Genomic DNA, 25,381 nt, shown 5'->3' on the forward strand with positions numbered 1-25,381 from the left:
CCGTGGTGTTGGCGGCCTTCGCCGAACCGGCCACACCGCACGCACACAAGGGTGCCGACGGCCGCCTCCACGGCGGGCGTCGGCACCCTTGGTCGTCGCTCAGGCGGCCAGCGCGGCGGGCTCGTCCGCCGCGGCGAGCAGGTCGATGAGCGCGGTGCGGGCCCGGTTGACGCGGGACCGGACCGTCCCGACCGGGCAGTCGGTCAGCTCGGCGACCTCCGCGTACGGCAGCCCGAGCAGCTGGGTGAGGACGAACGCCTCCCGGCGCTCCTCCGGCAGCGCCGCGAGCAGGTCGAGCAGGGCGATGCCGTCGTCGAAGCCCGGCAGATCGCGCGGCTGGGCCAGCTCCACGGCCAGCCGCCAGTCCGGTACGTCGCTCAGGCGCGGCCGGGCGGAGGCATACCGATAGCTGTCGATCACCGCACGGCGGGCGATGGACAGCAGCCAGGCGCGCGCGGAGGAGCGGCCCTCGAAGCGGTGCAGGCTGCCGAGCGCCCGCAGGAACGTGTCCTGCGCCAGGTCGTCGACGGCCTGGGGGTCGGCGCACAGATGGGCGACGTAGCGCAGGACGTCGCGGTGCAGGGCACGGACGAAGTGGTCGACGGCGTCCGGGTCGCCGCCGCGGGCGGCGAGCGCCCAGGCGGTAATCGACTCGTCGGCGGTCTCGGTCCCGTATTCCTCGGTTCGCGCGCGGAACGTCTCGCGTCGCTTCTCGTACGAGGCGGGCAGGGCAGGAGTGATCACCTGGTGTCCTTCTCGGTCATCCGGAAGCCCGGCCGGCGGCGCGCACAGGCACGCTGCGGGCAGGATCCGGCGAGTGGGGATTCAGGCCGTACGGGACCCTGCGGGGCGTCCGGATGCCCGCGTGGGCGTACGACCGTGGCCCGAGGCGCCTCGGGGCTGCCTCGGGAGGCCGGCTGTCGTCAGACGACAGCGGTCCCCAGGGGCGGACCCCGCGAGGTGATCGCGTGGACGAGAAGGAGTCGGCGCGGCGGCCGTGCCGAACTGCGCCGCCACGGCCGCGGGCGCGGGGCGTGCGGCGGGGCGGGCACGGCGAGCGGCAGCCGCAGCGGCGTCGCCAGCCATCCGGCCACGGCGCGCAGAATGCGGAAGGCGGCACGCTCGCCATGGGCGAGCCACAGACCGGACAGCAGTGCGGCCAGCAGGTGGGCGGCGATCATCCCTAACGAGGACGAGCCGCCCATGGCGTGACCCGCGGTGTGGCCCAGGTCCATGGCGTCCATCGAGTGCATGGGCATCGAGCCCATATGCATCGAGGACATGTGCGCGGCGGACATGTCGTGGCCCACGGCACCCGCGTCCGAGGGCACGGTGTGCTGTCCCCCAGTCGCCGACTGCGCGAGGGAGAACGCCGAGTGCAGCGCCGTCTGGGCGGTGGCCACGACGGCCACGATCAGCGGCAGCCCGCGTTCCCGGCCCGCCAGACACCAACCCCCGGCGGCGGTCACGGCGACGCCGCCGGCCAGCGCCCACCAGGACACATGACTGCCGGACATCAGTACGTGACCCAGGGCGGCGAGCAGCACACAGACGGCCGCGAACACCGCGGCCCGAACCGTGCGAGAACACCACCCAGCAGTCATGACGGCCTCATCCTTGCATCCGGCGTCCCGGTGTCACCGGTGGGTACGGAAATCGGCGGGGTCCGCGACTCAATCCGAGCCATGTGATACGAGCCACACGCACATGCCGGACGCGGCCACAACAAATGGGAAAGGCAAGGAGGTTACCCACTCCTTGCCACTCTCAACGTATAGCGCACGGGGGGTCTTGCGGCAAGACCCGGGTCGTACTGCAGAATCTCCGGCCGAGGCCAGAAACTGCGGAAAGCAGGGATTCACGAAGTATGTATTCCCTTGTCCGTCCGGACTGCGCGGAGCAGCTGGCCGACAGCCTTGTCGAATGGGGGGGTTCTCATGTTTGACGTGATCGTTGCCGGTGGCGGACCGACCGGCTTGATGCTGGCCGGCGAGTTGCGGCTGCACGGCGTGCACGTGCTCGTACTGGAGAAGGAGGCGGAGCCGACCAGGCATGTCCGCGCGCTCGGCCTGCACGTGCGCAGCATCGAGGTGATGGACCAGCGGGGTCTGCTGGAGCGGTTCCTGGCGCACGGTCAGCAGTACATGGTCGGCGGTTTCTTCGCCGGCATCGACAAGCCGTGGCCCGACCGGCTGGACACCGCGCACGGCTACGTCCTCGGCATCCCGCAGACCACCACCGACCGCCTGCTGGCCGAGCGCGCCACCGAGCTCGGCGCCGAGATCCGGCGCGGTGGCGAACTGGCCGGGCTGAGCCAGGACGACCACGGGGTGACCGCCGAGCTGGCCGACGGCACGCGGCTGCGCTCGCGCTACCTCGTCGGCTGCGACGGCGGCCGCAGCACGGTGCGCAAGCTGCTCGGCGTCGGCTTCCCCGGCGAGCCCACCAGGGTCGAGACGCTGCTGGGCGAGATGGAGGTGGCCGTGCCACCCGAGACGGTGGCCGCCGTGGTGGCCGAAGTCCGCAAGACCCAGAAGCGGTTCGGCCTCGCGCCCTTCGGGGAGGGGGTGTACCGCGTCGTCGTGCCCGCCGAGGGGGTGGCCGAGGACCGCACGGTCCCGCCGACCCTGGATGAGTTCAAGCAGCAGCTGCGGGTGGTCGCCGGCACCGACTTCGGCGTGCACTCACCGCGCTGGCTGTCCCGCTTCGGCAACGCCACCCGGCAGGCCGAGCGCTACCGGGTCGGCCGGGTACTGCTGGCCGGCGACGCGGCGCACATCCACCCGCCGACCGGCGGGCAGGGACTCAACCTCGGCATCCAGGACGCGTTCAACCTCGGCTGGAAACTGGCCGCCGAGGTGAGCGGCTGGGCACCGGAGGCGCTGCTGGACAGCTACCACACCGAACGGCACCCGGTGGCCGCCGACGTGCTGGACAACACCCGCGCGCAGATGGAGCTGATGTCCACCGAGCCGGGTTCCCAAGCAGTGCGCCGGCTGGTGTCGGAACTGATGGACTTCGAGGAGGTGAACCGGTACCTGATCGAGAAGATCACCGCGATGGGGGTCCGCTACGACTTCGGCGAGGGCCATGAACTGCTCGGCCGGCGGATGCGGGACGTGGAGCTGAAGCGGGGTCGCCTCTACGAGCTGATGCACGGCGGCCGCGGACTGCTGCTCGACCAGACCGGCCGGCTCTCGGTGGCGGGCTGGGCAGACCGGGTCGACCACGTCGTCGACGTCAGCGAGGAACTGGACGTCCCCGCGGTGCTGCTGCGGCCGGACGGCCACGTGGCATGGGTCGGTGAAGACCAGCAGGATCTGCTCGGCCGGCTGCCCCAGTGGTTCGGCGCTGCCGCCGGCTGAGCACGCGGTTGTGGCTCGAAAGGGTAGGAGGGGCACGCCCTCAGCCCCAACCGGGTCGTCATACCCGTTCGGGCAGGGCTGACGGGGCTACCGTAAGGCTGCACTATGCCCTGATCCAAGAAGTACATCCCTTTCGAGGTGTTCCGCCGTGAGCCTGAGCATCCGCAATCAACTGCCCGGCATCGTCACCGCCGTCACCACCGGCGAGGCCATGGCGACCGTGACCGTCCGCCTCGACGGAGGTCAGGACATCACCGCGGCGATCACGCGGGAGGCGGTGCGCGACCTCGGTCTTGCCGAGGGTTCCGCCGTGCGCACCCTCGTCAAGTCCACCGAGGTCGCCCTGGCCACCGGCAGTGTGGACCGCCTGTCCATCCGCAACAGGCTGCGCGGCACCGTGCGGGAGATCACGACGGGCGGTGCCATGGCCTCCGTACGGATCGCGACGGAAGGCGGTGAGCTGACCTCCGCGATCACCAGGGAAGCGGTCGCCGACCTCGGCCTGGAACCGGGCTCCTCCGTCGTCGCGTTGATCAAGGCGACGGAGGTCTCGCTCGCGGTCGACTGATCCGAACGGCGGCCGGGGCGGCGGAGGAACGCGCACGACACGCCACAAAATTAGAACCATTCGTTTTCTTGAACCGTTCGTGTTCTTGAGGGTAGGTTCGGCGGCATGACCGCATCCCGGCCCCCGACCACCGCCGAGGAGTTGCGCGGTGCCGGTCTGCGGGTGACGGCCGCCCGTGTCGCGCTGCTCGAGACCGTCCGGGCCGGTGACCACCTCGGCGTCGAGGCGATCGCCTCCGGCGTGCGCGATCGCGTCGGCCATGTCTCCCTCCAGGCCGTGTACGAGGCCCTCCACGCGCTCACCGCGGCGGGACTCGTACGCCGCATCGAACCGGCCGGCAGTCCGGCCCGGTTCGAGGGGCGCGTCGGGGACAACCACCACCACGTCGTCTGCCGGTCGTGCGGTGCCGTCGCCGACGTCGACTGCGCGCGCGGCGAGGCCCCCTGTCTGACCGCGTCCGACGACCACGGCTTCTCGATCGACGAGGCCGAGGTCATCTACTGGGGCGTATGCCCCGGCTGTTCCACCCGCCGCAGTACTTGAGCACCGTGATCCCCAAGTCCGGAAGGATTCCCATGGCTGAGAACCCCGATGCAATCGTCACCGACCCCAAGGCGGAGACCGCAGGCGGCTGCCCGGTCGCGCACGGGCGCGCCCCGCACCCGACCCAGGGCGGCGGCAACCGCCAGTGGTGGCCGGAGCGCCTCAACCTGAAGATCCTCGCCAAGAACCCCGCCGTGGCCAACCCGCTCGGCGAGGAGTTCGACTACGCCGAGGCGTTCAAGGCCCTCGACCTCGCGGCCGTGAAGCGGGACATCGCCGAGGTGCTGACGACGTCGCAGGACTGGTGGCCCGCCGACTTCGGCCACTACGGCCCGCTGATGATCCGTATGGCCTGGCACAGCGCGGGCACCTACCGGACCAGCGACGGCCGCGGTGGCGCCGGCGCCGGACAGCAGCGCTTCGCCCCGCTCAACAGCTGGCCGGACAACGGCAACCTCGACAAGGCGCGCCGTCTGCTGTGGCCGGTCAAGAAGAAGTACGGCCAGAGCATCTCCTGGGCCGACCTGATGATCCTCACCGGCAACGTCGCCCTGGAGCAGATGGGCTTCAAGACCTTCGGCTTCGGCGGTGGCCGCGAGGACGTCTGGGAGCCGGAGGAGGACGTCTACTGGGGTCCCGAGACCACTTGGCTCGACGACCAGCGCTACACCGGCGACCGGGAGCTGGAGAACCCGCTCGGCGCGGTCCAGATGGGCCTGATCTATGTCAACCCGGAGGGTCCGAACGGCAACCCGGACCCGATCGCCGCGGCCCGCGACATCCGTGAGACGTTCGGCCGGATGGCGATGAACGACGAGGAGACCGTCGCCCTGATCGCCGGTGGCCACACCTTCGGCAAGACCCACGGTGCCGGCCCGGCCGACCACGTGGGCGCCGACCCCGAGGCCGCCTCCATGGAGGAGCAGGGCCTGGGCTGGAAGAACACCTACGGCACCGGCAAGGGCGCGGACGCCATCACGTCCGGCCTGGAGGTCACCTGGACCACCACGCCGACCCAGTGGAGCAACGGGTTCTTCAAGAATCTCTTCGAGTACGAGTACGAGCTCACCCAGAGCCCTGCCGGCGCCCACCAGTGGGTGGCCAAGGACGCCCCGGAGATCGTCCCCGACGCGCACGACCCGTCGAAGAAGCACCGCCCGATGATGCTCACCACCGACCTGTCGCTGCGCTTCGACCCGATCTACGAGCCGATCTCCCGCCGGTTCTACGAGAACCCGGAGGAATTCGCGGACGCCTTCGCCCGCGCCTGGTACAAGCTGACTCACCGCGACATGGGGCCGAAGTCGCTGTACCTCGGCCCGGAGGTCCCGGAGGAGACCCTGCTGTGGCAGGACCCGCTGCCCGAGGCGGAGGGCGAGGTCATCGACGCCGAGGACATCGCGGTGCTCAAGGCCAAGATCCTCGACTCGGACCTGTCGGTCTCGGAGCTGGTGTCCACCGCCTGGGCGTCGGCCTCCACCTTCCGCGGCAGCGACAAGCGCGGCGGCGCCAACGGCGCGCGCATCCGCCTCGAGCCGCAGAGCGGCTGGGAGGTCAACGAGCCCGACCAGCTGGCGACGGTGCTGCGCACCCTGGAGGGCATCCAGCGGGACTTCAACTCCGGCGCCAAGAAGGTGTCCCTGGCCGACCTGATCGTGCTCGCCGGTGGCGCCGCGATCGAGAAGGCCGCCAAGGACGGCGGCTTCGACATCGAGGTCCCCTTCACGCCGGGCCGCGTGGACGCCTCGCAGGAGCAGACGGACGTGGAGTCGTTCGCCGCGCTCGAGCCGACCGCCGACGGGTTCCGCAACTACCTCGGCAAGGGCAACCGGCTGCCCGCCGAGTACCTGCTCCTGGACCGGGCGAACCTGCTGACGCTGAGCGCCCCCGAGCTGACGGTCCTCGTCGGTGGCCTGCGCGTCCTGGGCGCGAACCACCAGCAGTCGCCGCTCGGCGTCCTCACCGACACGCCCGGCGCTCTGACCAACGACTTCTTCGTCAACCTGCTCGACCTGGGGACGACGTGGAAGGCGACGTCCGAGGACCAGACCACGTTCGAGGGCCGCGACGCGGCCACGGGCGAGGTCAAGTGGGCCGGCACCCGCGCCGACCTGGTCTTCGGCTCGAACTCCGAGCTGCGCGCCCTGGCGGAGGTCTACGCGAGCGATGACGCGAAGGAGAAGTTCGTGAACGACTTCGTCGCGGCGTGGAACAAGGTCATGGACCTGGACCGGTTCGACCTCGTCTGATCATCCCGATCACTCCGATCACGACGTCCGGGCCGGTCTGCACGGGCCGGCCCGGACGTCCGGTCTCCCGGGGTTCAACTCGTGCTCGGAGTGAGTACCACGAAGTCCGCGCTCGACGGGTCGAGGCAGACGGCCAGCCGGCCGACACCCTCCGCGTCCTCCGGCCCCATCTGCACGCTGCCGCCGTTCTCGGTGACCGCGGCGACCGCGGCGTCGCAGTCGGTGACGGCGAAGACCGGGTGCCAGTACGGCCTCCCGTTCGCCAGCGCAAGGTTCTCCTTCGGGAGCTCCATGATGCCGCCGTGCATACGCTCCTCGGGGAGCCCGGCGGGAGTGATGAGGGAGTAGGTGCCCCCGCCGCCCGGCAGCTGCATGTCACTGAACTGCCAGCCGAAGACACCGCCGTAGAACTCCTTCGCAGCCGCGGTGTCGGTCGTGTACAGCTCGGTCCACGACAGCGAGCCCGGCTGGTCCACCAGCTCGACGCCCTTGTTCGTCCCCGGCTGCCAGACGGCGAACTGGCCCCCCAGCGGATCGCTGTACTGCGCCATCCGGCCCCACTCGTCGAGGTCCATCGGCGCCACTCGCACCGTGCCGCCCGCACGCTCCACAGCCTGGGTCGTGGCGTCCGCGTCGGTGACGCAGTAGTAGATCATCCAGGCCGAGCGGGCACCCTCCTCGGTCAGCTTGCCGAGCCCGGCGACGATCTTGCCGTCCTTCCGGAACATCCCGCCTTCCATGTCCTCCCCCTCCCCCATGGACTCGTACTCCCAGCCGAGCACCGCGCCGTAGAAGGCCACGGCGGCCTGCACGTCGGGGGCACCGAGGTCGAGCCAACAGGGGGAGCCGGGGACGAAGTCAGTGGTGATCACGGCGATTCCCTTTCGCAGATCCTGTGTGACCTCAGCGTGACACCCGGCACTGACAATCACCCGGCGACCGGCCGGTGCCAGGCGCACACTGGAAGCGGAAGGCCATCCGTCATGATCCGCACATGGAGGTGGGCCGTGAGCACCCTCGAAGAACATGTCGACATCGGAGTCCCGGTCGACAAGGCCTGGGAGAGCCTGCACCGGGTGGAGAACTATCCGCGCTTCGTGGAGGGAGTACGCGCCGCCCGCACGGAGGCGGGAGGCCGAGCGCATCTGGACGTCGAAGCCGGCGGACGGGCCCGGGAGCTCGACGCCGAGGTCTCCGACCACGGCGACAAACGCGTGATGGAGTGGCACACCTCGGGCGCCCCCGAGCTGGCAGGCTCCTTCTCGCTGCAGCCCATCGACCAGAACCACACCCGGGTCCAGGCACGGCTCGAGTACGACCCCGGCGCGATCAGGGAGACCTTCGGCGGGCCGAAGGGATTCGCCCAGGCGAACGCGATCGAGCGGCTCGTCCGCAGCGATCTGGAGCACTTCAAGGAGTACGTGGAACAAGAGCGGTGAGCGGGGTGGCGCCGCATGCCGTACGTCGCCGTGAGCGCGCTGAGCCATCCCGGGCTGCTGCGTGACCGGAACGAGGACAGCCTCGTCATCGGCCCGTGGACCCTGTGTGCCACCGTGACCGAGAGTCCGCAGACCCTGGTCTTCCCGCTCGGGACGCCCCTCGTCGTCGCCGTCGCCGACGGCCTCGGCGGGCATCCCGGCGGCGAGGTGGCCAGCGCGCTGGTGGCCCGCCGGATCGCGTCGATCGGTCCCGCCCTGAGCAGCGAGGACGCCGTCCGCAGCGCCCTGAACGCCTGCAACCGCGCCGTGTTCGAGGCGGCCGGCGACGAGGAAAGCGAGCTGGCGACCATGGGGACGACGGTGGCCGGAGTCGTCGTACAACGCGACTCGCTGCTGGTGTTCAACGTCGGCGACAGCCGGGTCTACGCGGCCTCGCAAGGCACGCTGCGCCAGGTGAGCGTCGACGACAGCCCACCGCTCGAACCCGGGCAGCGCACCACGTCCGTGGTCACCCAGTGCCTGGGCGGCAGCTCCGCCCACCGCGCGGTCGTCCCCCACGTGACGGCCGAGTCCCTGTCACCCGGCGATCGCTTCCTCATCTGCACGGACGGTCTGACCGACCCGCTGACGACGGACGTTCTCGAGGAGGTGATGCGGGAGCACGACGACGGGCGTGCGGCCTTCGAGTTGTGGAAGGCCGCCATCGAGGCGGGCGGCCCCGACAACATCACGCTGGCGGTGGTGCGCGTCGGCGACGAGTAGGGCTGCTGACGGCCGATCACGAGCGCGTACGGCTGCCCCGCTGCCTCGCCCGGAAGGCCAACGTATTCTTCGACGGTGGCTGACACCGAGCTGATGCGGCTTCCCGACATGCCGCTGCACGATCCGTTCATCGTCACCGACGAAAAGACCCGCACCTACCACCTCTACACATCCAACGACCCGTCGGTATCGGGCGTGGACGGCACCGGCACGATGGTCTACCGCAGCCACGACCTGCGCGACTGGATGCGCCCCGTGGTGGTGTTCCTGACCGCCGGGCAGAAGGGAATCTGGGCGACCGACGGCGGATGGGCGCCGGAGGTGCACGAATGGGGCGGCAGGTACTACCTGTTCACCACCCTGCACAGCCAGAGCAAGCCGCTTCCGGTACCACCACCCAGCCAATGGGGCACGCCCTTCCAGCTCGCAAACTACATGCGCGGCACGATCATCGCCGTTTCCGACTCACTGCTGGGGCCCTTCACCGTCATCGACCCGTCACGCCCCACCCCGCCCGAGCACCTCATGACCCTCGACGGCACGCTCCACGTCGACCCGTCCGGGCAGCCCTGGATGGTGTACGCACACGAGTGGCTGCAGACCATCGACGGAACAATGGAGGCGATCCGACTCGCCCCGGACCTGTCGGAAACCGTCGGAGACCCGGTCTTCCTGTTCAAGGCGTCGGACGCGTTCTGGCTCAGCGAGCAGATCCCCAGCGGCGTACCGCATCAGCTCCCGCCTTATGTCACCGACGGCCCGCAGCTGTACCGCACCCCTGACGGCTCCCTGATCATGCTGTGGTCCACGTACGAAAAGAACAGGACGGGCCAGGACGGCACCATCGGCGGCGGCTATGTGCAGGCTTACGCCGTCTCGAAGTCCGGCAATCTTGCAGGGCCTTGGCAACAGCACCGGCCGTTGGTCCGCAACGACAGCGGTCACGGCATGCTGTTCCACACCTTCGACGGCCGACTGATGCTGGTCCTCCACCGCCCCTTCGACAACGCGCGCGGGAAGCTGTACGAGATGCAGCTCCTCGGCCACGAGCTACGGATCGTCCGGCGACGTGCCGACCTCGATGGTGGCGGATGACGACGAGTCCAGCAGCACCACGGCTGTGGTCCGACCGCCAGACCCAGGCCTGTCCGGTCAGGCACCGGAGCCCTCCGCGTCGCGCTTTCGCTCGGCGATCATCTCGAGCAGCTCCTCGGCGCTCGCCCGGGTGTGGCGTTCCACCTCGGCTTCGATGGTCCGGGGGTCGCCGCCGAGAATGGCGTCGATCAGCCGTTCGTGGACGTGCAGGGCCCGATCGGGATCGGACCGGGTGCTCTCGTCGACCGTGATGGCGAGGTTGATCTGTGCTTCCACGGTCGGCCAGATCCGCTTCAGCATGGTGTTGTCGGAGGCGTCCCAGATGGTGCGGTGCAGGGCGACGTGGGCCTGGTGGAGGCGTGCGGCGTCCTGCGCACTGTGCGCGGTGCGGTACTCCTGCCAAGCGGTCTTCAGCCTGTCCCGCCGGGTGCCGTCGGGGTCGGCTGAGCGGGGCGGTCTCCCGGCCAGGAGACCGCCCCCGGACACATCGGTCCCACGGCCCCGACCTTCCTCACGCCACATGAGAGCAGGGCCGCCGAATCCCCGGGAGGGTTCATGAGCACCCTAACCAACACACCTGACACCACGGCCGACCCTCCGAACGGCAAGCTCAAACGCAGCCTCGGCCTGTGGCAGCTCACCCTGCTCGGCGTGAGTACCCAGATCGGCTCGGGATGGCTGTTCGCCGTCCCGTCCTCCGCCTCCGTCGCCGGCCCCCCGGTCATCCTGTCCTGGATCATCGGCGCGGCCCTGTTCATCGTCGTCTGCCTGCCCTGGATCGAACTGGGCACCCTCTTCCCCCGGTCCGACGGCATCGTCCGCTACCCGGCCCTCTCCCACGGCGCCTTCGCCGGCTGGGGCTACTGGATCGGCAACGTCTGCCTGCCCGCGATCGAGGCCCAGGCCGTCCTGACCTACCTCGGCGGCCGCTACGAACACCTCGGCCTGGTGGGGTCGACCAGGACACCACCGTGCTCACCTGGCCGACCGGGATTCTCGCCGGCATGGCGCTCCTCGTGCTGTTCTTCGTGCTGAACATCTTCGGAGTGCACCTGCTGGCGAAGGTCAACACCTGGGTCACGCTGTGGAAGATCCTCATCCCCACGGTCACCTTCGTCCTGCTGCTGTTCGCCTTCGACGCCGGCAACATCAACGTCCCCGGCGGGCACGTCCCCAACGGGCCGGGCGGCATCCTCCAGGCGATCACCGTCGGCGGTATCGCCTTCGCCTACCTCGGCTCCCGCCAAGTCCTCGACTACGGCGGAGAATCCCGCAATCCGCGGCGCGACATCCCCCTCGCCGTCATCCTGTCCGTCCTCATCCCGATGATCATCTACCTCGGCCTGCAGGTCGGCTTCCTCGCCGCCCTCGACTGGGCCGACGCCGGTGTCGTTCCCGGCGACTGGGCCGGACTGACCACCAGCGACTGGGCCTCCTCCCCGCTCTTCTCGGCCCTGGGGGCCGCCGGCTTCACCTCGCTGATCCAGCTGTTCGCGATCGTCTTCGCCGGCCTCGCCGTGTACAGCGCCTACACCGCGGTGGCGGGCGGCTGGATCAGCCGCAGGACCGGATAGACCGTATCCGCCGTCTTCCTCGCCGTGTAGCTCTTCATCACCGCGCGCGGCGGCTGGTTCATGAACCTCACCGAGCACCAACGCCCCGGCAGCTGGGAGTTCCCCTGGTACATGGGCGCCGTGGCGGCGACGATCGCGCTCTACATCATCGCCCTGCGAACGGCCGGCACCCCTGAGGGCCGCCGGCATCTCGACGGCGGCATCTGGCTGATCACCGTCCTGCTCGCCATCCTGCCGCTCTCCTACTACGGCGAATACGGCCCGCAATCCGCACCAGCGCTGCCCGAACCGTACGACCTGCTGGCCCTCCTCGTGCTCTTCCTCGTCGGTTACCGGTGGTCCGTCCGCGCAGGATTCCGCACCGAACAACTCGACCGAGCCCTGGCCGAGGACTACCCGCCCGACAGCAGAGAGGTGAGGTCCGGCTGAACGAGTGCCTACGGAGACGGCTCCACTGGCCTTGCACGCGGGCGCGCGGTCGGCTGCCCTCGACCGGCATACTTCGAGTCCGTGGCGGCACGCCGGGCCATGCGTCGTGGTTTGTGACGCCGGACAGTCGACACAGTCGACATCCCTGCATCTTTGCCCAGCGGATCTCAATTCCAGCGGATCACGTGGTCCCATGTCGACGACCAAGAGCAGTGAGTGGATTCACGCCTGCTGAAGACATGCGTTGAGGGCATCACCGGCTGCCCTCAGGTCCCCGTCGGCAAGGACAGAGCCCCGGACAGCTGCTGGGCCGCTGCCAGAACGGCCGGCACGGCGGAGTCCGCCACGTCCTCACGGTGCGTCAACACTGTGATGGCGGCTGGCGGATCGTCTGTCCGCCGGGTCAACGGTGCCGCCACGCCGTACGTCCCCGGAATCAGCTCCTCCCGCGTCGTCGCGTACCCCCGCGCCCGCACCTCGGCCACTCGTGCCGGCTCACCCTCGGACGGCGGCTGCGCGGCGAGCAGGGCCAGTCCGCCCGCGCCTCGGTCCAGCGGGTCGCGATTGCCGACGCGGTAGGACAGCCGCGCGCCCGAGCCGGGGGGCTCGACGACCGCCACGGCCACCGCGTGCGCCCCCTCCGGCACAACGAGACACGCCGTGGCCTCCAGGTCGGCGGCGAGTTTCCGCAGCACCGGCTGGGCCGCGTCCAGGAGTGAGGGCCGAGCCTGCCGGGCCAGGGTGAAGAAGGCGACGCCGATGCGGTACCGGTTCGCGTCGTCCTTCGCTGCGAACTCCTGCCGCACCAGTGCCGTGAGCAGGCGGTACGCGATCGACCGGTGCACCCCGAGTCGCGCCGCGACCTCGCTGGCCGTCAGGCCTTGCGGCGCCTCAGCGATCACCCGCAGCGCCGTCAGTCCGCGCTCCAGCGTCTGAGAACCGTCCGCGGCCACCCCATCACCCCTTCCAGCAGGTCTTTTCCTGCCGCCCTCTTGACTTCGGCACACTACCCCGCCCATGGTGTTGCAACATTCGTAACACATTGTTTCGATAATTGCAACAATGCAAGGGAGCGACCTCGTGTACTTCGAGCCGCAGCACCACGAGTTCGTGGACTTCCCCTCGACCGCGCCCGATGCCGACCCCGAACAGGTCGTGGTGGCCGGGGCCGGCCCCGTCGGACTGGCCGTCGCCCTCGGTCTCGCCCGCCGCGGCGTGACCGTCACGCTGCTGGAGGCGGGGGACTCGGTCTCGTACGGCAGCCGGGCCATCTGCCTCTCGCGGCACTCACTGGAAGTCCTGGACCGCCTCGGCGTGGGCGCCGAGTTCGACCGGCTGTCGCTGCCCTGGACCAAGGGCCGCAGCCACTACCGGGACACCGAGGTGCTGGCGTTCTCCATGCCGCACGGCGTGGACGACGTGCGCGTCCCGATGGTGAACATCTCCCAGTCCGTGGCCGAGCAGATCCTGCTGGACGCCGTCGTCAAGGACCCGCACATCCGGCTGCACTGGCGCAGCGAGGTCACCGCCGTCACTCAGGACGACGACCAGGTCACCGTCACGGCCCAGACCCCCGAGGGCACCCGCACCCTGCGCGCCCGCCACCTGGTCGCCTCCGACGGGGCGCACAGCGCCGTCCGCAAGGTGCTCGGTGTCCACCTGGAGGGCACCAGCTACGAGGGCCGCTACGTCATCGCCGACATCCACTGGGAGAGCGAGCTGCCCGCAGAGCGGCAGGTGTGGTTCGACCCGCCGTCCAACCCGGGGTCGACGATCATCCTGCACCGCCAGCCCGACGACATCTGGCGCGTCGACTACCAGCTCACCCCCGGCGAGGACGCGGACCTGGAGACCCGCGAGGACCGTATCCGCGAGCGCATCTCCCGCCACCTCAACTGGCTCGGCAACACCAGGCCCTGGACGCTGGAGTGGTCGAGCCTGTACCGCGCTCACGCCCGCGCTCTGGAGTCCTTCCTGCACGGCCGCGTTCTGTTCGCCGGCGACGCCGCCCATCTGGTGCCGATCTTCGGCGTGCGGGGGCTGAACTCGGGCCTGGAGGACGCCGACGTGTACGCGTGGGCGCTGGCCGCCGTCGCCCGCGGCGAGGCCGGGCCGCAGCTGCTGCGCACGGTGGCCGACGAGCGGCGTGACGCCTGGCGGCAGAACGTCGAGCAGGCCGAGAAGTCGACGCTGTTCATGACTCCTGGCACCGACGGCTACCGGCTCACCCGTGACGGGATCCTCCAACTCGCCCTCAGGCGGCCGGTGCTGCGCCACCTGATCGACCCGCGCCAGTCCAGCGCCACCCACAGCCGCGGGTCCTCCCTCACCCTCCCCGCGACCTCGACGGCCGTCGGTCCGGGGCCCGGCGACCCGCTGCCCGACCTGCGGGTGCGGCCGTGCGGCGGGGCCGCGACCGGGCTGCACGCGCTGCGCGGCGCCACCTTCACCCTCGTCGCCGCGGGCGCTCCGGCCGAGACCGCCCGCGCCGCCCGCGAGCTGTCCGCCGCGCCTGGCGCGGGTCTTGCCGTCACCGCGATCGCCACCTCGGGCAGGCCCATCGACGGCGTCACCGTCCTGGAGGGCGACGCCGTCGCCGAGCGGCTCGGGCTCGCGGACGGCGAGGCGCTTCTGGTCCGCCCCGACGGCCTGGTCCTCGCCCGGCTGCGCCTGGACGCCCCGCTGGCCCCGCTCACCCGCCATCTGACCGACCAGCTCGCCGCCGGAGGAGTGCGATGACCGCCGTGTCCACCGAGCCGAACCCGACCACCACCACCACCACCGCCACCGACGGCGACGACGAGGCCCGCGCCGTCGCGCATGCCGAGGCCGTCTGGCGCACCCTCAGCGAGGCCGTCGACCGCGTGCCCGCCACGGACCGCGTGCCCTTCCTGATCCGCCTCGCCCTGCTCACCGCCCTCGACGACGACAACCCCGAGCGGTTCGCGGCCCTCGTGGCCGAGGCCGAAGCAACCGCGTAACGCCGCCCCTACGGACGACAACGGAGTCATCCCCATGACCGCTCCCGCACCCGCGCAGCCCGCGGGCGCCACAGGCCGCGGCTTCGCCCGCGTCATCGCCGCATCCCTGGCCGGCACGACCATCGAGTTCTACGACTTCTTCCTCTACGGGTCGGCCGCGGCCCTCGTCTTCAACAAGGTCTTCTTCCCGGCCGGCGACCCGGTCATCGGCGTCCTGCTCGCTCTGGCCACCTACGCCGTGGGCTTCCTGGCGCGGCCGCTCGGCGGGATCCTCTTCGGGCACCTCGGCGACCGGTTCGGACGGCGCCGCACGCTGGCGCTCAGCCTCGGTCTGATGGGCGGCTCCACCGTCCTGATCGGCCTGATCCCCTCGTACGACACGATCGGTGTGGCCGCGCCGCTGATCCTCACGCTGCTGCGGCTGATCCAGGGCGTGGCGCTCGGAGGTGAGTGGGGCGGTGCGATCCTCCTGGTCACCGAGCATGCGCCGAAGCAGCGACGTGGGTTCTGGGCCGCCTGGCCGCAGTCCGGCGGGCCGCTCGGCAACATGCTCGCCACCGGCGTGCTGGCCGTGCTCGGCCTGGTGGTGACGGACGCGCAGTTCACCTCGTGGGCCTGGCGGCTCGCGTTCCTCGTCTCCGCGGTGCTCGTCCTCGTCGGGCTGTGGCTGCGGCGCGCCGTCGAGGAGTCCCCGCAGTTCCTGGCGCTCCAGCAGCAGGGGAACCTCCGGGAGGGCCACGCACCGCTGCGGATCGTGCTGCGTGACCACAAGCGCGAGGTCACCATCGCCGCGCTGGCCAACATGGGCGAGAAGACCGCGTACTACGCCTTCAGCATCTTTCTGCTCTCCTACTTCAGCGAGCAGCTGCACCTGCCGAAGAGCACCGGGCTGATCGCCGTCGCGGTCGGCTCCGTCTTCCAGGTGGCCGCGATGCTGCTGGGCGGGCATCTGTCCGACCGGCTCGGCCGGCGCAATGTCAACCTCACCGTGGCGGTGCTGATCGCGGTGTGGGGACTGGTCGGGCTGCCCCTCGTGGACGGCGGGCACCTCGGCGTCATCACCCTCACCGTCTCGGTCGGGCTCGCGCTGCACGGGCTGATGTGCGGCTCGCAGGCGGCGTTCTTCGCCGAGCTGTTCCCGAGCGCCGTCCGCTATACCGGTGCGTCGCTCGGCTACCAGATCGCCACCGTCCTCGGCGGGTCCGCGGCCCCGCTGCTCGGTGTCGCCCTGATGCGGCAGACCGGGGCGACCTGGCCGGTCGGCGTGTTCCTCGTCTGCGCCGAGCTGTGCACGGTGGCCGCCTTCCTCTGGGTGGGCGAGACGAAGGACCGCGACCCCGACGCGGTGGCGCCGTCGCTCCCCGCGCCCACACCCACGCCGACCGCCGCGCACTGACACCACGATCCCGAAAGGAGGCCACGAACATGGCCCACTACCGCAGCCTCGGCACCATCCCGCCGAAGCGGCACACCCAGTTCCGGTACGACGGCGAGACCCTCGCCTACGAGGAGCTGATGGGCGAGGAAGGCTTCTCGTCGGACTCGTCGCTGCTCTACCACCGCCACATCCCGTCCGCCGTCACCGACTCCTCCGTGTGGGAGGTACCGGATGCCGCGACGGTCCCCAACCACCCGCTCAAGCCGCGCCACCTGAAGCTGCACGAGCTGTTCAAGGACGGCGCCTGGCAGGACACCGACGTGGTCACCGGCCGCCGCCTCGTCCTCGGCAACGGCGATGTGCGCATCTCCTACGTCGTCGCCGGCCGGACCTCGCCGCTGTACCGCAACGGCCTCGGCGACGAGTGCGTGTACGTCGAGTCCGGCTCCGCCCGCGTGGAGACCGTGTTCGGCGTGCTGAACGCCCGCGCCGGCGACTACGTGGTCATCCCGCGGGCCACCACGCACCGCTGGATCCCGAAGGCCGGGACGCCGCTGCGCGCCTACTGCATCGAGGCCAACAGCCACATCGCGCCCCCCAAGCGCTACCTGTCCCGCTACGGCCAGCTCCTCGAGCACGCCCCGTACTGCGAGCGCGACCTGCACGGACCGACGGAGCTGGTGACCGCGACCGGCAGCGACGTCGAGGTCCTGGTCAAGCACCGCGGCCCCGGCGGGCAGGTCGTCGGCACCCGCTTCCTGCAGGCCGAGCACCCCTTCGACGTGATCGGCTGGGACGGCTGCCTGTACCCGTACACCTTCAACATCGCCGACTTCGAGCCGATCACCGGCCGCGTCCACCAGCCGCCGCCCATTCACCAGGTCTTCGAGGGCGACAACTTCGTCATCTGCAACTTCGTGCCGCGCAAGGTGGACTACCACCCGTTGTCCATCCCAGTGCCGTACTACCACTCGAACGTCGACTCCGACGAGGTGATGTTCTACTGCGGCGGCGACTACGAGGCCCGCAAGGGCTCCGGGATCGGCCAGGGATCGATCTCGCTGCACCCGGGCGGCCACAGCCACGGCCCGCAGCCGGGCGCCTACGAGCGGTCCATCGGTGCGGATTTCTTCGACGAACTCGCCGTCATGGTCGACACGTTCCGCCCGATGGAGCTCGGCGAAGGCGGTCAAGCCTGCGACGACGGCACGTACGCCTGGACGTGGGCGGGGCGGCGCCCGTGAGTACCGACGTACTGCTGCGCGAACTCGTCGACGACGCGGGCCTGTTTCCGCCGACCGCGCTGCCGATGGACGAGGCCGTCGCCCGGCACCGGGCCGACGCGGTGGCCGGCGAGGCGATGCACACGCACCGCTTCCTCGTCCCGGCGAGCCGCGTCGGCGAGCTGCGCGGGTTCCTCCGCGACGACGACGTGTTCGAGCTCGGCCTCATCACCGACCTGGGCGCCGAAGGGCTGGCGGAGCTCTGCGCCGAGATCGCGGCCGACCCGCGGCTGAGCCTCGCCCTCCTCGAGGTCCCGCTCGCCCGCTTCGGTGACGACGAACTGCTCGCTCTGGACGCTGCGTTGGCTGCCGTCGCTGACGTTCCCGCCGACGTTCCGCTGTACGCCGAGCCCGTGGTGCAGGCCCGCCCCGAACCCCTGCTGTCCGCGCTGGCCGCGCGCGCCGGGGTCCGGCCGCTCGGCGCCAAGCTCCGCTGCGGCGGGGTGCGCGCCGAACTGTTCCCCTCCCCCGCGCAGGCCGCCGCGTTCGTGTGCGCCTGCGCGGCGGCCGGAGTGCCGTTCAAGGCGACGGCCGGACTCCACAAGGCGGTCCGGCACACCGACCCGGCGACCGGTTTCACCCACCACGGCTACCTCAACCTCCTCCTCGCGGCGGCCGCCGCCGCGACGGGGCGGGACGAGGCCGCCGTACGGGCCGTCCTCGAGACCCAGGACCCCGGCCGGCTCGCCCGGCACGCGACCTCGCTCGATGTGGACGAGGCCCGGACCGCACGCCGCGTCCTCGTCGGCTACGGCTCCTGCTCCACCGCCGCCCCCGTACGCGAGGCGCGGCTCCTGCTCGACAGCGCTGTGAAGGACCACTCATGACGACCACCTGGGTCCCCGTTCCCGAAGGCTCCCCGTTCCCGATCCAGAATCTCCCCTACGGCGTCTTCACCCCCGCCGCGGGCGGCCCGGCCCGCGTGGGCGTCGCCATCGGCGAGCACGTCCTCGACCTGGCCGCCGCGCTCGGCGACGACACGTTCGCCCGGCCCACCCTCAACGCCTTCCTGGCGCAGGGCCGTTCGCGCTGGACGGAGGTGCGCGCCGAGATGACCCGGCTGCTGACCGACGCCGACGCCCGCGCCGCCGTCGAGCCGCACCTGCACCCCCTGGCCGAGGTCGCCCTCGGAATGCCCTTCGAGGTCGCCGACTACGTTGACTTCTACGCCTCCGAGCACCACGCGGCGAACATCGGCCGCATGTTCCGCCCCGGCAGCGACCCACTGACCCCGCAGTGGAAGCACCTCCCGATCGGCTACCACGGCCGCGCCGGCACCGTCGTCCCCTCCGGGACGCCCGTCGTGCGGCCCAGCGGGCAGAAGCGGTCCGCCGACGGCGGCCTGCCCGGCTTCGGCCCCTCGGCGCGGCTCGACATCGAGGCCGAGGTCGGCTTCGTCGTCGGCACGCCTTCCCAGCTGGGCAAGCCGGTCTCCGTGGACGACTTCCGCGAGCACGTCTTCGGCGTCTGCCTCGTCAACGACTGGTCCGCGCGCGACATCCAGGCCTGGGAGTACGTGCCGCTCGGACCGTTCCTCGCCAAGTCCTTCGCCACGTCCGTCAGCCCGTGGATCGTGCCGCTCGACGCCCTGGAAGCGGCCCGCGTCCCCGCCCCCGAGCGCACCCACGAACTGCGGCCGTACCTGCGGGAGCAGGAGGACTGGGGCCTCGACCTCATCCTCGAGGTCCGCATCAACGGCCACCTCGTCTCGAAGCCCCCGTTCGCCTCGATGTACTGGACGGCCGCCCAGCAGCTCGCCCACATGACGGTCAACGGCGCCAGCCTGCGCACCGGCGACTTCTACGCCTCCGGCACCGTCTACGGGCCCGAGCCCGAGCAGCGCGGCTCCTTCATGGAGCTGACCTGGGGCGGCGAGAACCCGCTGAAGCTGCCTGACGGTTCGACCAGGACGTTCCTCGAGGACGGCGACGAGATCACCATCACCGCGACGGCATCCGGCGCCGAGGGCACGGTCATCGGCTTCGGCGCCGTGACCGGCCGTATCGCACCGGCGGTGGAGGCATGACGATGGACAAGACGGTCTCCTCCGCGGCCGAGGCGGTCGCGGACATCCCCTCAGGGGCCTCGCTCGCCGTCGGCGGCTTCGGTGTCTGTGGCGTCCCCCAGGAGCTCATCGACGCGCTGCACGCGCAGGGCGCGGACGACCTGAAGGTCGTCTCCAACAACTGCGGCACCGACGGCCACGGCCTCGGCATCCTCCTGCGCGACGGCCGCATCAGCCGGGTCACCGGCTCGTATGTCGGCGAGAACAAGGAGTTTGCCCGCCAGTACCTCGCCGGCGAGTTGGAGCTGGAGCTGGTCCCGCAGGGCACGCTCGCGGAGCGGCTGCGCGCGGGCGGCGCGGGGATCCCCGCGTTCTACACCTCCGCCGGGGTCGGCACCACTGTCGCTGAGGGCGGCGTGCCCTGGCGGTACGCGGCGGACGGTTCGGTCGCGGTCGCCTCTCCGCTCAAGGAGACGCGGGAGTTCGACGGCGAGACGTACGTCATGGAGCGCTCCGTGACGACGGACTTCGCCCTGGTCCGCGCCTCGAAGGGCGACCGGCACGGCAACCTCGTCTTCGACAAGACCACCGCCAACTTCAACCCGCTGTGCGCGATGGCCGGCCGCGTCACCATCGCGGAGGTCGAGGAACTGGTCGAGCCCGGCGAGATCGACCCGGACCACGTCCACCTGCCCGGCATCTTCGTCCAGCGCGTGGTCGCCGTACGGAACACGGGCGACAAACCGGTCGAGAAGTGCACCGTCCGCGAGGAGGAGCCGTCCTGATGTCCTGGACCCGCACCGAGATGGCGGCCCGCGCCGCCCGCGAGCTGCCCGACGGCTCGTACGTCAACCTGGGCATCGGCCTGCCAACCCTCATCCCGGACCACCTGCCGCCCGGTGTCAACGTCGTCCTCCACAGCGAGAACGGCATCCTGGGCACCGGCCCCTACCCGGCACCCGACACAGTCGACCCAGACCTCATCAACGCGGGCAAGGAGACGGTCACCGTCCTGCCGGGCGCCTCCTTCTTCGACTCGGCGCTCAGCTTCGCGATGATCCGCGGCCGCCACCTGGACGTCGCCGTCCTCGGCGGCATGCAGGTCTCCGCACGCGGCGACCTCGCCAACTGGGCGGTGCCGGGCAAGATGGTCAAGGGTATGGGCGGCGCGATGGACCTCGTGCACGGCGCCCGCCGCGTCCTCGTGCTCATGGAGCACACCGCGAAGGACGGCACACCGAAGCTGGTGGCCGACTGCACCCTCCCGCTGACCGGACGCACCTGCGTCGACCGCGTCATCACCGACCTGGCCGTCCTGGACGTCACCCCCGAGGGCTTCCGCCTCGTGGAACTCGCCCCGGGCGTCACGGAGTCCGACCTCCGCGAGAGGACCGCCGCGCCGGTCCTCGCCCCGGCGGCGGCCTGACGGTACGGGTACCGGGCCAACTACGGCCGCACAACCGCCGACGGGCGGTCGTGCGGCCGTAGTCGCATGTTCAGGGCTGTTGGCCCTGCCCTGTCCGGCAGAGCCGAGCTGCCTGTACCTCGCGAAGGGCCCGAGGTCGAGCCCCGGGAACCATCGATTCGCTGAGGAAGTACCTCACATTTCCATCCCTATTCAGAGGATGCCCGCGGATGCCAGACTCCCGTTGAACGGCGGGATGATCTCTGGATCTCCCGGTCCGGATTTCTTTCTCTCGCAGTCGACGACCGCCCACAGAAGTGCGTGTCAGAAGGAGAAGACCGCATGAGCACCACGAGCAGTGCACCCCATCCGCCTGTCCTTTTCGACGAGGAATACGAGGAGTTCGCGGAATGGGTGCGGGGTTTCGCTGCCCCCTTCTCCGATGGTTATCTCGACCGTGCCCACAGTGACGAGTTCCCCTGGGACGTCGCGAAGCAGATGGGCGCGCAGGGCCTCCTCGGCCTCGGCACCTCCGAGGAGCTCGGGGGCCAGGGAAAGCTCGGCGACACGCTCACCAAGGTCCATCTCGGCATCGCCCACGAGGAGCTGGCGTACGCCGACTTCTATCTCTCGCAGCTCGCCTACACCAGCAATCTCACCGGCCCGCTCCTCGAGCGCTTCCTGCCATCGGGCATCGCCGAGCAGTGGGTCCCCGGCATCGTCGCAGGCGAGCACGTGGTCGCCCTCGGTCTGACCGAGCCGGGCAGCGGCTCGGATGCCGCCGCGATGCGCATGAAGGCCGAACGGGCCGACGGCGGTTGGGTGCTGGACGGCGAGAAGACGTCGATCACCTTCGCTCCGCACGCCAAGGGGATGATCACTTTCGCCCGCGTCGCCCAGAGCGAGGGTTGCCCCGGAGGCGTCACCGCTTTCCTCGTCCCGCTCGACAGCGACGGCGTGAGCATGCAGAGGTTCCCCGACCCGGGATGGCGCCCGCTGGGCCGTGCCGGGGTTTTCCTGGACCACGTCTTCGTCCCCGACGAATTGGTGATCGGGGGTGTCGGGGACGGATTCCGGCTCGTCATGCGGGAATTCGACTACACGCGTTCCGTGATCGGTCTCATGTCCTCAGGTGTGGCGCGCAAGGCGCTGGACATGACCATCGAATACGCGAAGGAGAGGAAGGCCTTCGGAAAGGCCATCGCCCACAATCAGGGCGTCTCCTTTCCCATCGCCGAGAACGCGACCGCGCTTGAGGCCGGCCGCTGGCTCACCTACCGCGCGCTGTCCCTCGCCGACGCGGGCCGCCCCTTCACGAAGGAGGCGGCGATGGTCAAGTGGTCCGTCACGGAGGCCTCGCTGAAGACGATTCGCGACTGCATCGTGCTGCACGGGCACAGCGGGTACTCGGAGGAGCTGCCCTTCCAGGCGATGCTCCGCGACGTGTCCGGGCTGGAGATCGGCGAGGGGACCCCGCAGATCCAGAAGGTCGTCATCGGCCGGGCCCTCCTCGGCAAGGACTTCCGGTGAGCGGCGGGGCCCTGAAGGGGCTCACCGTCATCGACCTCACGCAGGCGCTGTCCGGTCCGTACTGCACCTCGCTCCTCGCCGACCACGGCGCTGACGTCGTCAAGATCGAGCCGCCCCGTGGAGACATGCTGCGGCACACGCCGCCGTTCGCGGAGGACGACACCGAGCGCGCGTACGGAGGGGTCTTCCAGTCCGCCAACCGCAACAAGCGCGGCATCGTCCTCGACCTGAAGAACCCCGAGGCGCGCAAGGTCCTCCTCAAGCTCGTCGACAAGGCCGACGCGCTCGTGGAGAACTTCAGCGCCGGCGTCATGGACCGCTTCGGCCTCGGCTACGAGACCCTCGCCGCCCGCAACCCGCGCCTCGTCTACACCTCGATCCGCGGCTTCGGCGACACCCGCGGCGGCGAGAGCCCGTACCGCACCTGGCCGGCGTTCGACATCGTGGCGCAGGCCATGGGCGGGCTCATGAGCATCACCGGTCCCGACGCCGCGACCCCTGTGCGCGCGGGCTCCGGCCTCGGCGACACGGTGCCCGCGCTGTTCGCCGCGTTCGGCACGATGGCCGCCCTGTGGGAGGCCCGCATCTCCGGCACGGGCCAGTACGTGGACGTCGCGATGGCCGACAGCGTCCTCGCCGTGTCCGAGCCCGTCGTCAACACCTACGGGCACACCGGCCGCGTCCCTCGCCCGATCGGAAATGGGCTGCAGGGGTTCGCCCCGTTCGACACCGTCCAGGCCAAGGACGGCGTGGTGGCGCTCGGCGCCCCGCACCAGCCGCAGTGGGTCAAGCTGACCGCGCTGATGGGCATGCCGGAGCTCGCCGACGACCCACGGTTCGACAGCGACCAGAAGCGGTGGGAGAACCGCGAGGAGGTCTATCGAATCGTCGGCGAATGGGCCGGCCGGCACACCGTCGCCGAGCTCGTCGAACTCCTCGGCGGGAAGATCCCGCTGGCACCGATCCTCGACGCCGAGGCGATCTTCGACAATCCGCATTTCGCGGCGCGCGACATGCTCCCCACCGTCGAGCAGCCCGGCACCGGAGGCCGGCAGGTTGCCGTCCCCGGGATCCCCGCAAAGCTCTCCCGGACCCCCGGGCAGGTCCGCCACCGGGCACCGCTGCTCGGCGAGCACACCGAAGAGGTGCTGCACGCCGCCGGATTCGATGCCGAGGGCCTCGAACGCCTCCGCGCAGCTGGGGCCTTCGGCCCCGTCGCCGCCCGCCTCCCCGCCTGAGAGCCGCAGTCCAGTCCGCAAGGAGCAGTAACACCGTGAAAATCGTCAAGGTCGAGGCCATCCCGGTCACCACCCCGCTCAAGAAGCCGTTCCTGATGCCGGGCACGCGCATCGAGGGCATCGACAGCGTCCTGCTCAAGCTCCACACCGACGACGGACTCGTGGGCTTCGCCGACTCCGGCGACACCTCCACGTGGTACCGCGGCGAGACGCAGGCGTCGATCATGGGGATGATCTGCGACTACATCGCCCCGCAGTTCCTCATCGGGCAGGACCCTCGGAACATAGAGAAGATCGTCGGCCAGATGGACACGATGGTCCGCGACAACAACCAGGCCAAAGCCACCGTCGACTTCGCCCTCCACGACCTCAAGGGCAAGATCTACGGCATGCCGGTCTACGAGCTCCTCGGCGGCAAGTGCGCCGAGGCCTCCGCACAGGGCTGGGTCACCTCCGCCGGCGCCCCCGACGAAGTCGTCCCGCAGGCCCTGGAGGCCCTGGAGCAGGGCTTCTGCCTGGTCAAGCTGAAGACCGGGCACGGCACGATCGACGACGACGTCGCCACCGTCAAGGCCGTCCGCGAGGCCGTCGGCGACGATGTACGCCTGACCGTCGACGTCAACGGCTTCTGGAACTACGACCAGGCCCTCAAGACTCTGCGCAAGCTCGACAAGTACAACCTCGAGTGCGTCGAGCAGCCCCTGCCGCACTGGGACATCGAGGGAATGGCCCGCCTCCGCGGCAAGATCGGCACCCCCGTCTTCGCCGACGAGTCCGCGCAGGAGCTGCACCACCTCAAGGAGATCATCGACCGGCGAGCCGCCGACGGGCTGTTCATCAAGATGCAGAAGGCCGGCGGTCTGGTGAAGGCCCAGCGCTGGCTCACGATGGCCCGTCTCGCCGGCCTGCCCGTCATGAGCGGCTGCATGATCGGCTCCGGTCTGGAAGCCAGCCCGTCCGCCCACCTGATGATCGCCAACCAGTGGGCCTCGCAGTTCACCCACGAGAACCTCGGCCCGCTCATCATCCACGGCCAGTGGGAGAACGAGAAGGAACGCATCGAGAACGACATCGCGCTCAACGTGCCCGTCTTCAAGGACGGCAAGCTGTACCCCAACGAGGGCCCCGGCTTCGGCATCGAGCTCAACGAGGCGTTCGTCGCCGCCCACCACACCGCGGGCAGGACGGCCCGCACGGTCGAGTGAGCGGGCCGCTCGCCGGGCTCCGCGTCGTCGAACTCGCGGGGCTCGGCCCGGCTCCCTTCGCCGCCATGACCCTGGCGGACATGGGGGCGGACGTCGTGCGCGTCGAGCGCGAGGGCGGCTTCACCATGCCGATCCCGCCCGAGTACGACACGCTCCAGAGAGGGAAGCGGAGTGTCGCGACCGACCTCAAGAAGCCCGAAGGCCTCGCCTTCGTAAGGAAGTTGGTCGATCGCGCCGACGTCCTCATCGAGGGCTACCGGCCCGGCGCCACCGAACGGCTCGGCCTCGGCCCCGAGGAGTGCCTCGCCCGCAACCCGCGCCTCGTCTACGGG

At 70.5% G+C, this 25,381-nt stretch carries 27 protein-coding genes; 22 read left to right on the forward strand and 5 right to left on the reverse strand.

What is annotated here, in order from left to right; all coding sequences use genetic code 11:
- Positions 1-99 precede the first annotated feature (99 nt).
- Positions 100-744 carry a sigma-70 family RNA polymerase sigma factor gene (locus tag ACTWQJ_RS16750; protein WP_443307428.1) on the reverse strand — a complete coding sequence of 215 codons (645 nt, stop codon included), beginning with the start codon at positions 742-744 and terminating at the stop codon, positions 100-102.
- Between the two features lie 179 nt (positions 745-923).
- Positions 924-1,604 carry a hypothetical protein gene (locus ACTWQJ_RS16755; RefSeq protein ID WP_443307429.1) on the reverse strand — a complete coding sequence of 227 codons (681 nt, stop codon included), beginning with the start codon at positions 1,602-1,604 and terminating at the stop codon, positions 924-926.
- A gap of 333 nt (positions 1,605-1,937) precedes the next feature.
- Here ACTWQJ_RS16755 and rox point away from each other — a divergent pair, with 333 nt between their 5' ends.
- The 4 genes from rox (at position 1,938) to katG (ending at position 6,725) form a co-directional block, all read left to right on the forward strand.
- Entirely contained in the window at positions 1,938-3,365 is a 1,428-nt protein-coding gene (gene rox, locus ACTWQJ_RS16760; protein ID WP_443307430.1) for a rifampin monooxygenase, read from the forward strand.
- Between the two features lie 148 nt (positions 3,366-3,513).
- Positions 3,514-3,933, forward strand: coding sequence for a TOBE domain-containing protein (locus ACTWQJ_RS16765; RefSeq protein ID WP_443307431.1), 420 nt, complete (start codon positions 3,514-3,516; stop codon positions 3,931-3,933).
- A 105-nt stretch (positions 3,934-4,038) separates the two neighbouring features.
- On the forward strand, positions 4,039-4,476 hold the full coding sequence (locus tag ACTWQJ_RS16770) for a Fur family transcriptional regulator (RefSeq protein WP_443307432.1): 438 nt from the start codon (positions 4,039-4,041) through the stop codon (positions 4,474-4,476).
- A 32-nt stretch (positions 4,477-4,508) separates the two neighbouring features.
- Complete coding sequence (gene katG, locus ACTWQJ_RS16775; RefSeq protein ID WP_443307433.1) at positions 4,509-6,725, forward strand: catalase/peroxidase HPI; 2,217 nt, start codon at positions 4,509-4,511, stop codon at positions 6,723-6,725.
- A 74-nt stretch (positions 6,726-6,799) separates the two neighbouring features.
- Here the strand turns inward: katG and ACTWQJ_RS16780 are convergent, their stop codons facing one another.
- Complete coding sequence (locus ACTWQJ_RS16780; protein WP_443307434.1) at positions 6,800-7,597, reverse strand: VOC family protein; 798 nt, start codon at positions 7,595-7,597, stop codon at positions 6,800-6,802.
- A 135-nt stretch (positions 7,598-7,732) separates the two neighbouring features.
- On the opposite strand from ACTWQJ_RS16780, the gene ACTWQJ_RS16785 reads away from it, so the two are divergent.
- From ACTWQJ_RS16785 to ACTWQJ_RS16795, 3 genes are all read left to right on the forward strand, one after another.
- Entirely contained in the window at positions 7,733-8,164 is a 432-nt protein-coding gene (locus ACTWQJ_RS16785; protein ID WP_443307435.1) for an SRPBCC family protein, read from the forward strand.
- Between the two features lie 15 nt (positions 8,165-8,179).
- Positions 8,180-8,926, forward strand: coding sequence for a PP2C family protein-serine/threonine phosphatase (locus ACTWQJ_RS16790; RefSeq protein ID WP_443307436.1), 747 nt, complete (start codon positions 8,180-8,182; stop codon positions 8,924-8,926).
- A 93-nt stretch (positions 8,927-9,019) separates the two neighbouring features.
- Positions 9,020-10,021 (forward strand): glycoside hydrolase family 43 protein, encoded by a 1,002-nt coding sequence (locus ACTWQJ_RS16795; protein WP_443307453.1) that lies wholly within the window; start codon positions 9,020-9,022, stop codon positions 10,019-10,021.
- Positions 10,022-10,078: 57 nt separating this feature from the next.
- Here the strand turns inward: ACTWQJ_RS16795 and ACTWQJ_RS16800 are convergent, their stop codons facing one another.
- The gene (locus tag ACTWQJ_RS16800; RefSeq protein ID WP_443307437.1) at positions 10,079-10,507 is read right to left on the reverse strand and encodes an FCD domain-containing protein; all 429 of its coding nucleotides are present in this window, start codon (positions 10,505-10,507) and stop codon (positions 10,079-10,081) included.
- Positions 10,508-10,576: 69 nt separating this feature from the next.
- On the opposite strand from ACTWQJ_RS16800, the gene ACTWQJ_RS16805 reads away from it, so the two are divergent.
- Genes ACTWQJ_RS16805 through ACTWQJ_RS16815 form a run of 3 tightly spaced genes read left to right on the forward strand, consistent with a single transcriptional unit; the run spans position 10,577 to position 12,024 of the window.
- A complete protein-coding gene (locus ACTWQJ_RS16805; protein WP_443307438.1) occupies positions 10,577-11,056 on the forward strand; it encodes an APC family permease in 480 nt (159 codons plus the stop codon).
- Positions 10,993-11,595, forward strand: coding sequence for an amino acid permease (locus ACTWQJ_RS16810; protein ID WP_443307439.1), 603 nt, complete (start codon positions 10,993-10,995; stop codon positions 11,593-11,595). Before ACTWQJ_RS16805 ends, ACTWQJ_RS16810 begins: the two co-directional genes overlap by 64 nt.
- A 60-nt stretch (positions 11,596-11,655) precedes the next feature.
- Positions 11,656-12,024, forward strand: a complete 369-nt coding sequence (locus tag ACTWQJ_RS16815; protein WP_443307440.1) for a hypothetical protein — start codon at positions 11,656-11,658, stop codon at positions 12,022-12,024.
- Positions 12,025-12,290: 266 nt separating this feature from the next.
- Here the strand turns inward: ACTWQJ_RS16815 and ACTWQJ_RS16820 are convergent, their stop codons facing one another.
- On the reverse strand, positions 12,291-12,977 hold the full coding sequence (locus tag ACTWQJ_RS16820) for an IclR family transcriptional regulator (protein WP_443307441.1): 687 nt from the start codon (positions 12,975-12,977) through the stop codon (positions 12,291-12,293).
- Positions 12,978-13,086: 109 nt separating this feature from the next.
- Between ACTWQJ_RS16820 and ACTWQJ_RS16825 the strand changes: the two genes are divergently transcribed.
- The 12 genes from ACTWQJ_RS16825 to ACTWQJ_RS16880 all read left to right on the forward strand — a co-directional run.
- A complete protein-coding gene (locus ACTWQJ_RS16825; protein WP_443307442.1) occupies positions 13,087-14,763 on the forward strand; it encodes an FAD-dependent monooxygenase in 1,677 nt (558 codons plus the stop codon).
- Positions 14,760-15,005, forward strand: a complete 246-nt coding sequence (locus tag ACTWQJ_RS16830) for a hypothetical protein (RefSeq protein ID WP_443307443.1) — start codon at positions 14,760-14,762, stop codon at positions 15,003-15,005. The genes ACTWQJ_RS16825 and ACTWQJ_RS16830 overlap by 4 nt, the downstream gene beginning before the upstream one ends.
- Positions 15,006-15,039: 34 nt before the next feature.
- Complete coding sequence (locus tag ACTWQJ_RS16835) at positions 15,040-16,401, forward strand: MFS transporter (protein WP_443307444.1); 1,362 nt, start codon at positions 15,040-15,042, stop codon at positions 16,399-16,401.
- Between the two features lie 29 nt (positions 16,402-16,430).
- The gene (locus tag ACTWQJ_RS16840) at positions 16,431-17,627 is read left to right on the forward strand and encodes a homogentisate 1,2-dioxygenase (RefSeq protein WP_443307445.1); all 1,197 of its coding nucleotides are present in this window, start codon (positions 16,431-16,433) and stop codon (positions 17,625-17,627) included.
- Positions 17,624-18,493 (forward strand): hypothetical protein, encoded by an 870-nt coding sequence (locus ACTWQJ_RS16845; RefSeq protein ID WP_443307446.1) that lies wholly within the window; start codon positions 17,624-17,626, stop codon positions 18,491-18,493. The genes ACTWQJ_RS16840 and ACTWQJ_RS16845 overlap by 4 nt, the downstream gene beginning before the upstream one ends.
- Positions 18,490-19,692 carry a fumarylacetoacetase gene (gene fahA / locus ACTWQJ_RS16850; RefSeq protein WP_443307447.1) on the forward strand — a complete coding sequence of 401 codons (1,203 nt, stop codon included), beginning with the start codon at positions 18,490-18,492 and terminating at the stop codon, positions 19,690-19,692. Before ACTWQJ_RS16845 ends, fahA begins: the two co-directional genes overlap by 4 nt.
- A 2-nt stretch (positions 19,693-19,694) precedes the next feature.
- The gene (locus ACTWQJ_RS16855; protein ID WP_443307454.1) at positions 19,695-20,456 is read left to right on the forward strand and encodes a CoA transferase subunit A; all 762 of its coding nucleotides are present in this window, start codon (positions 19,695-19,697) and stop codon (positions 20,454-20,456) included.
- Positions 20,456-21,097, forward strand: a complete 642-nt coding sequence (locus ACTWQJ_RS16860; RefSeq protein ID WP_443307448.1) for a CoA transferase subunit B — start codon at positions 20,456-20,458, stop codon at positions 21,095-21,097. Before ACTWQJ_RS16855 ends, ACTWQJ_RS16860 begins: the two co-directional genes overlap by 1 nt.
- 321 nt (positions 21,098-21,418) lie before the next feature.
- Positions 21,419-22,606 (forward strand): acyl-CoA dehydrogenase family protein, encoded by a 1,188-nt coding sequence (locus ACTWQJ_RS16865; protein ID WP_443307449.1) that lies wholly within the window; start codon positions 21,419-21,421, stop codon positions 22,604-22,606.
- Positions 22,603-23,844: a CaiB/BaiF CoA transferase family protein gene (locus tag ACTWQJ_RS16870; RefSeq protein ID WP_443307450.1), complete on the forward strand. Its 1,242-nt coding sequence runs from the start codon at positions 22,603-22,605 to the stop codon at positions 23,842-23,844. Before ACTWQJ_RS16865 ends, ACTWQJ_RS16870 begins: the two co-directional genes overlap by 4 nt.
- 35 nt (positions 23,845-23,879) lie before the next feature.
- The gene (locus ACTWQJ_RS16875; RefSeq protein WP_443307451.1) at positions 23,880-25,049 is read left to right on the forward strand and encodes a mandelate racemase/muconate lactonizing enzyme family protein; all 1,170 of its coding nucleotides are present in this window, start codon (positions 23,880-23,882) and stop codon (positions 25,047-25,049) included.
- Positions 25,046-25,381: CoA transferase (locus ACTWQJ_RS16880; protein ID WP_443307452.1), on the forward strand; the 336-nt coding region annotated here is incomplete at its 3' end. The genes ACTWQJ_RS16875 and ACTWQJ_RS16880, both read left to right, overlap by 4 nt.

The organism is Streptomyces sp. KR55, assembly GCF_052245645.1.
Classification (GTDB): Bacteria; Actinomycetota; Actinomycetes; order Streptomycetales; family Streptomycetaceae; genus Streptomyces; species Streptomyces flavusporus.

Coding starts and splice junctions, on each gene's coding strand:
- katG (WP_443307433.1), top strand. CDS start 4,509: ATGGCTGAGAACCCCGATGCAATCGTCACCGACCCCAAGGCGGAGACC.
- ACTWQJ_RS16840 (WP_443307445.1), top strand. CDS start 16,431: ATGGCCCACTACCGCAGCCTCGGCACCATCCCGCCGAAGCGGCACACC.
- ACTWQJ_RS16860 (WP_443307448.1), top strand. CDS start 20,456: ATGTCCTGGACCCGCACCGAGATGGCGGCCCGCGCCGCCCGCGAGCTG.
- ACTWQJ_RS16865 (WP_443307449.1), top strand. CDS start 21,419: ATGAGCACCACGAGCAGTGCACCCCATCCGCCTGTCCTTTTCGACGAG.
- ACTWQJ_RS16855 (WP_443307454.1), top strand. CDS start 19,695: ATGGACAAGACGGTCTCCTCCGCGGCCGAGGCGGTCGCGGACATCCCC.
- fahA (WP_443307447.1), top strand. CDS start 18,490: ATGACGACCACCTGGGTCCCCGTTCCCGAAGGCTCCCCGTTCCCGATC.
- ACTWQJ_RS16815 (WP_443307440.1), top strand. CDS start 11,656: ATGAACCTCACCGAGCACCAACGCCCCGGCAGCTGGGAGTTCCCCTGG.
- ACTWQJ_RS16770 (WP_443307432.1), top strand. CDS start 4,039: ATGACCGCATCCCGGCCCCCGACCACCGCCGAGGAGTTGCGCGGTGCC.
- ACTWQJ_RS16830 (WP_443307443.1), top strand. CDS start 14,760: ATGACCGCCGTGTCCACCGAGCCGAACCCGACCACCACCACCACCACC.
- ACTWQJ_RS16805 (WP_443307438.1), top strand. CDS start 10,577: ATGAGCACCCTAACCAACACACCTGACACCACGGCCGACCCTCCGAAC.
- ACTWQJ_RS16835 (WP_443307444.1), top strand. CDS start 15,040: ATGACCGCTCCCGCACCCGCGCAGCCCGCGGGCGCCACAGGCCGCGGC.
- rox (WP_443307430.1), top strand. CDS start 1,938: ATGTTTGACGTGATCGTTGCCGGTGGCGGACCGACCGGCTTGATGCTG.
- ACTWQJ_RS16790 (WP_443307436.1), top strand. CDS start 8,180: ATGCCGTACGTCGCCGTGAGCGCGCTGAGCCATCCCGGGCTGCTGCGT.
- ACTWQJ_RS16755 (WP_443307429.1), bottom strand. CDS start 1,604: ATGACTGCTGGGTGGTGTTCTCGCACGGTTCGGGCCGCGGTGTTCGCG.
- ACTWQJ_RS16825 (WP_443307442.1), top strand. CDS start 13,087: ATGCAAGGGAGCGACCTCGTGTACTTCGAGCCGCAGCACCACGAGTTC.
- ACTWQJ_RS16795 (WP_443307453.1), top strand. CDS start 9,020: ATGCGGCTTCCCGACATGCCGCTGCACGATCCGTTCATCGTCACCGAC.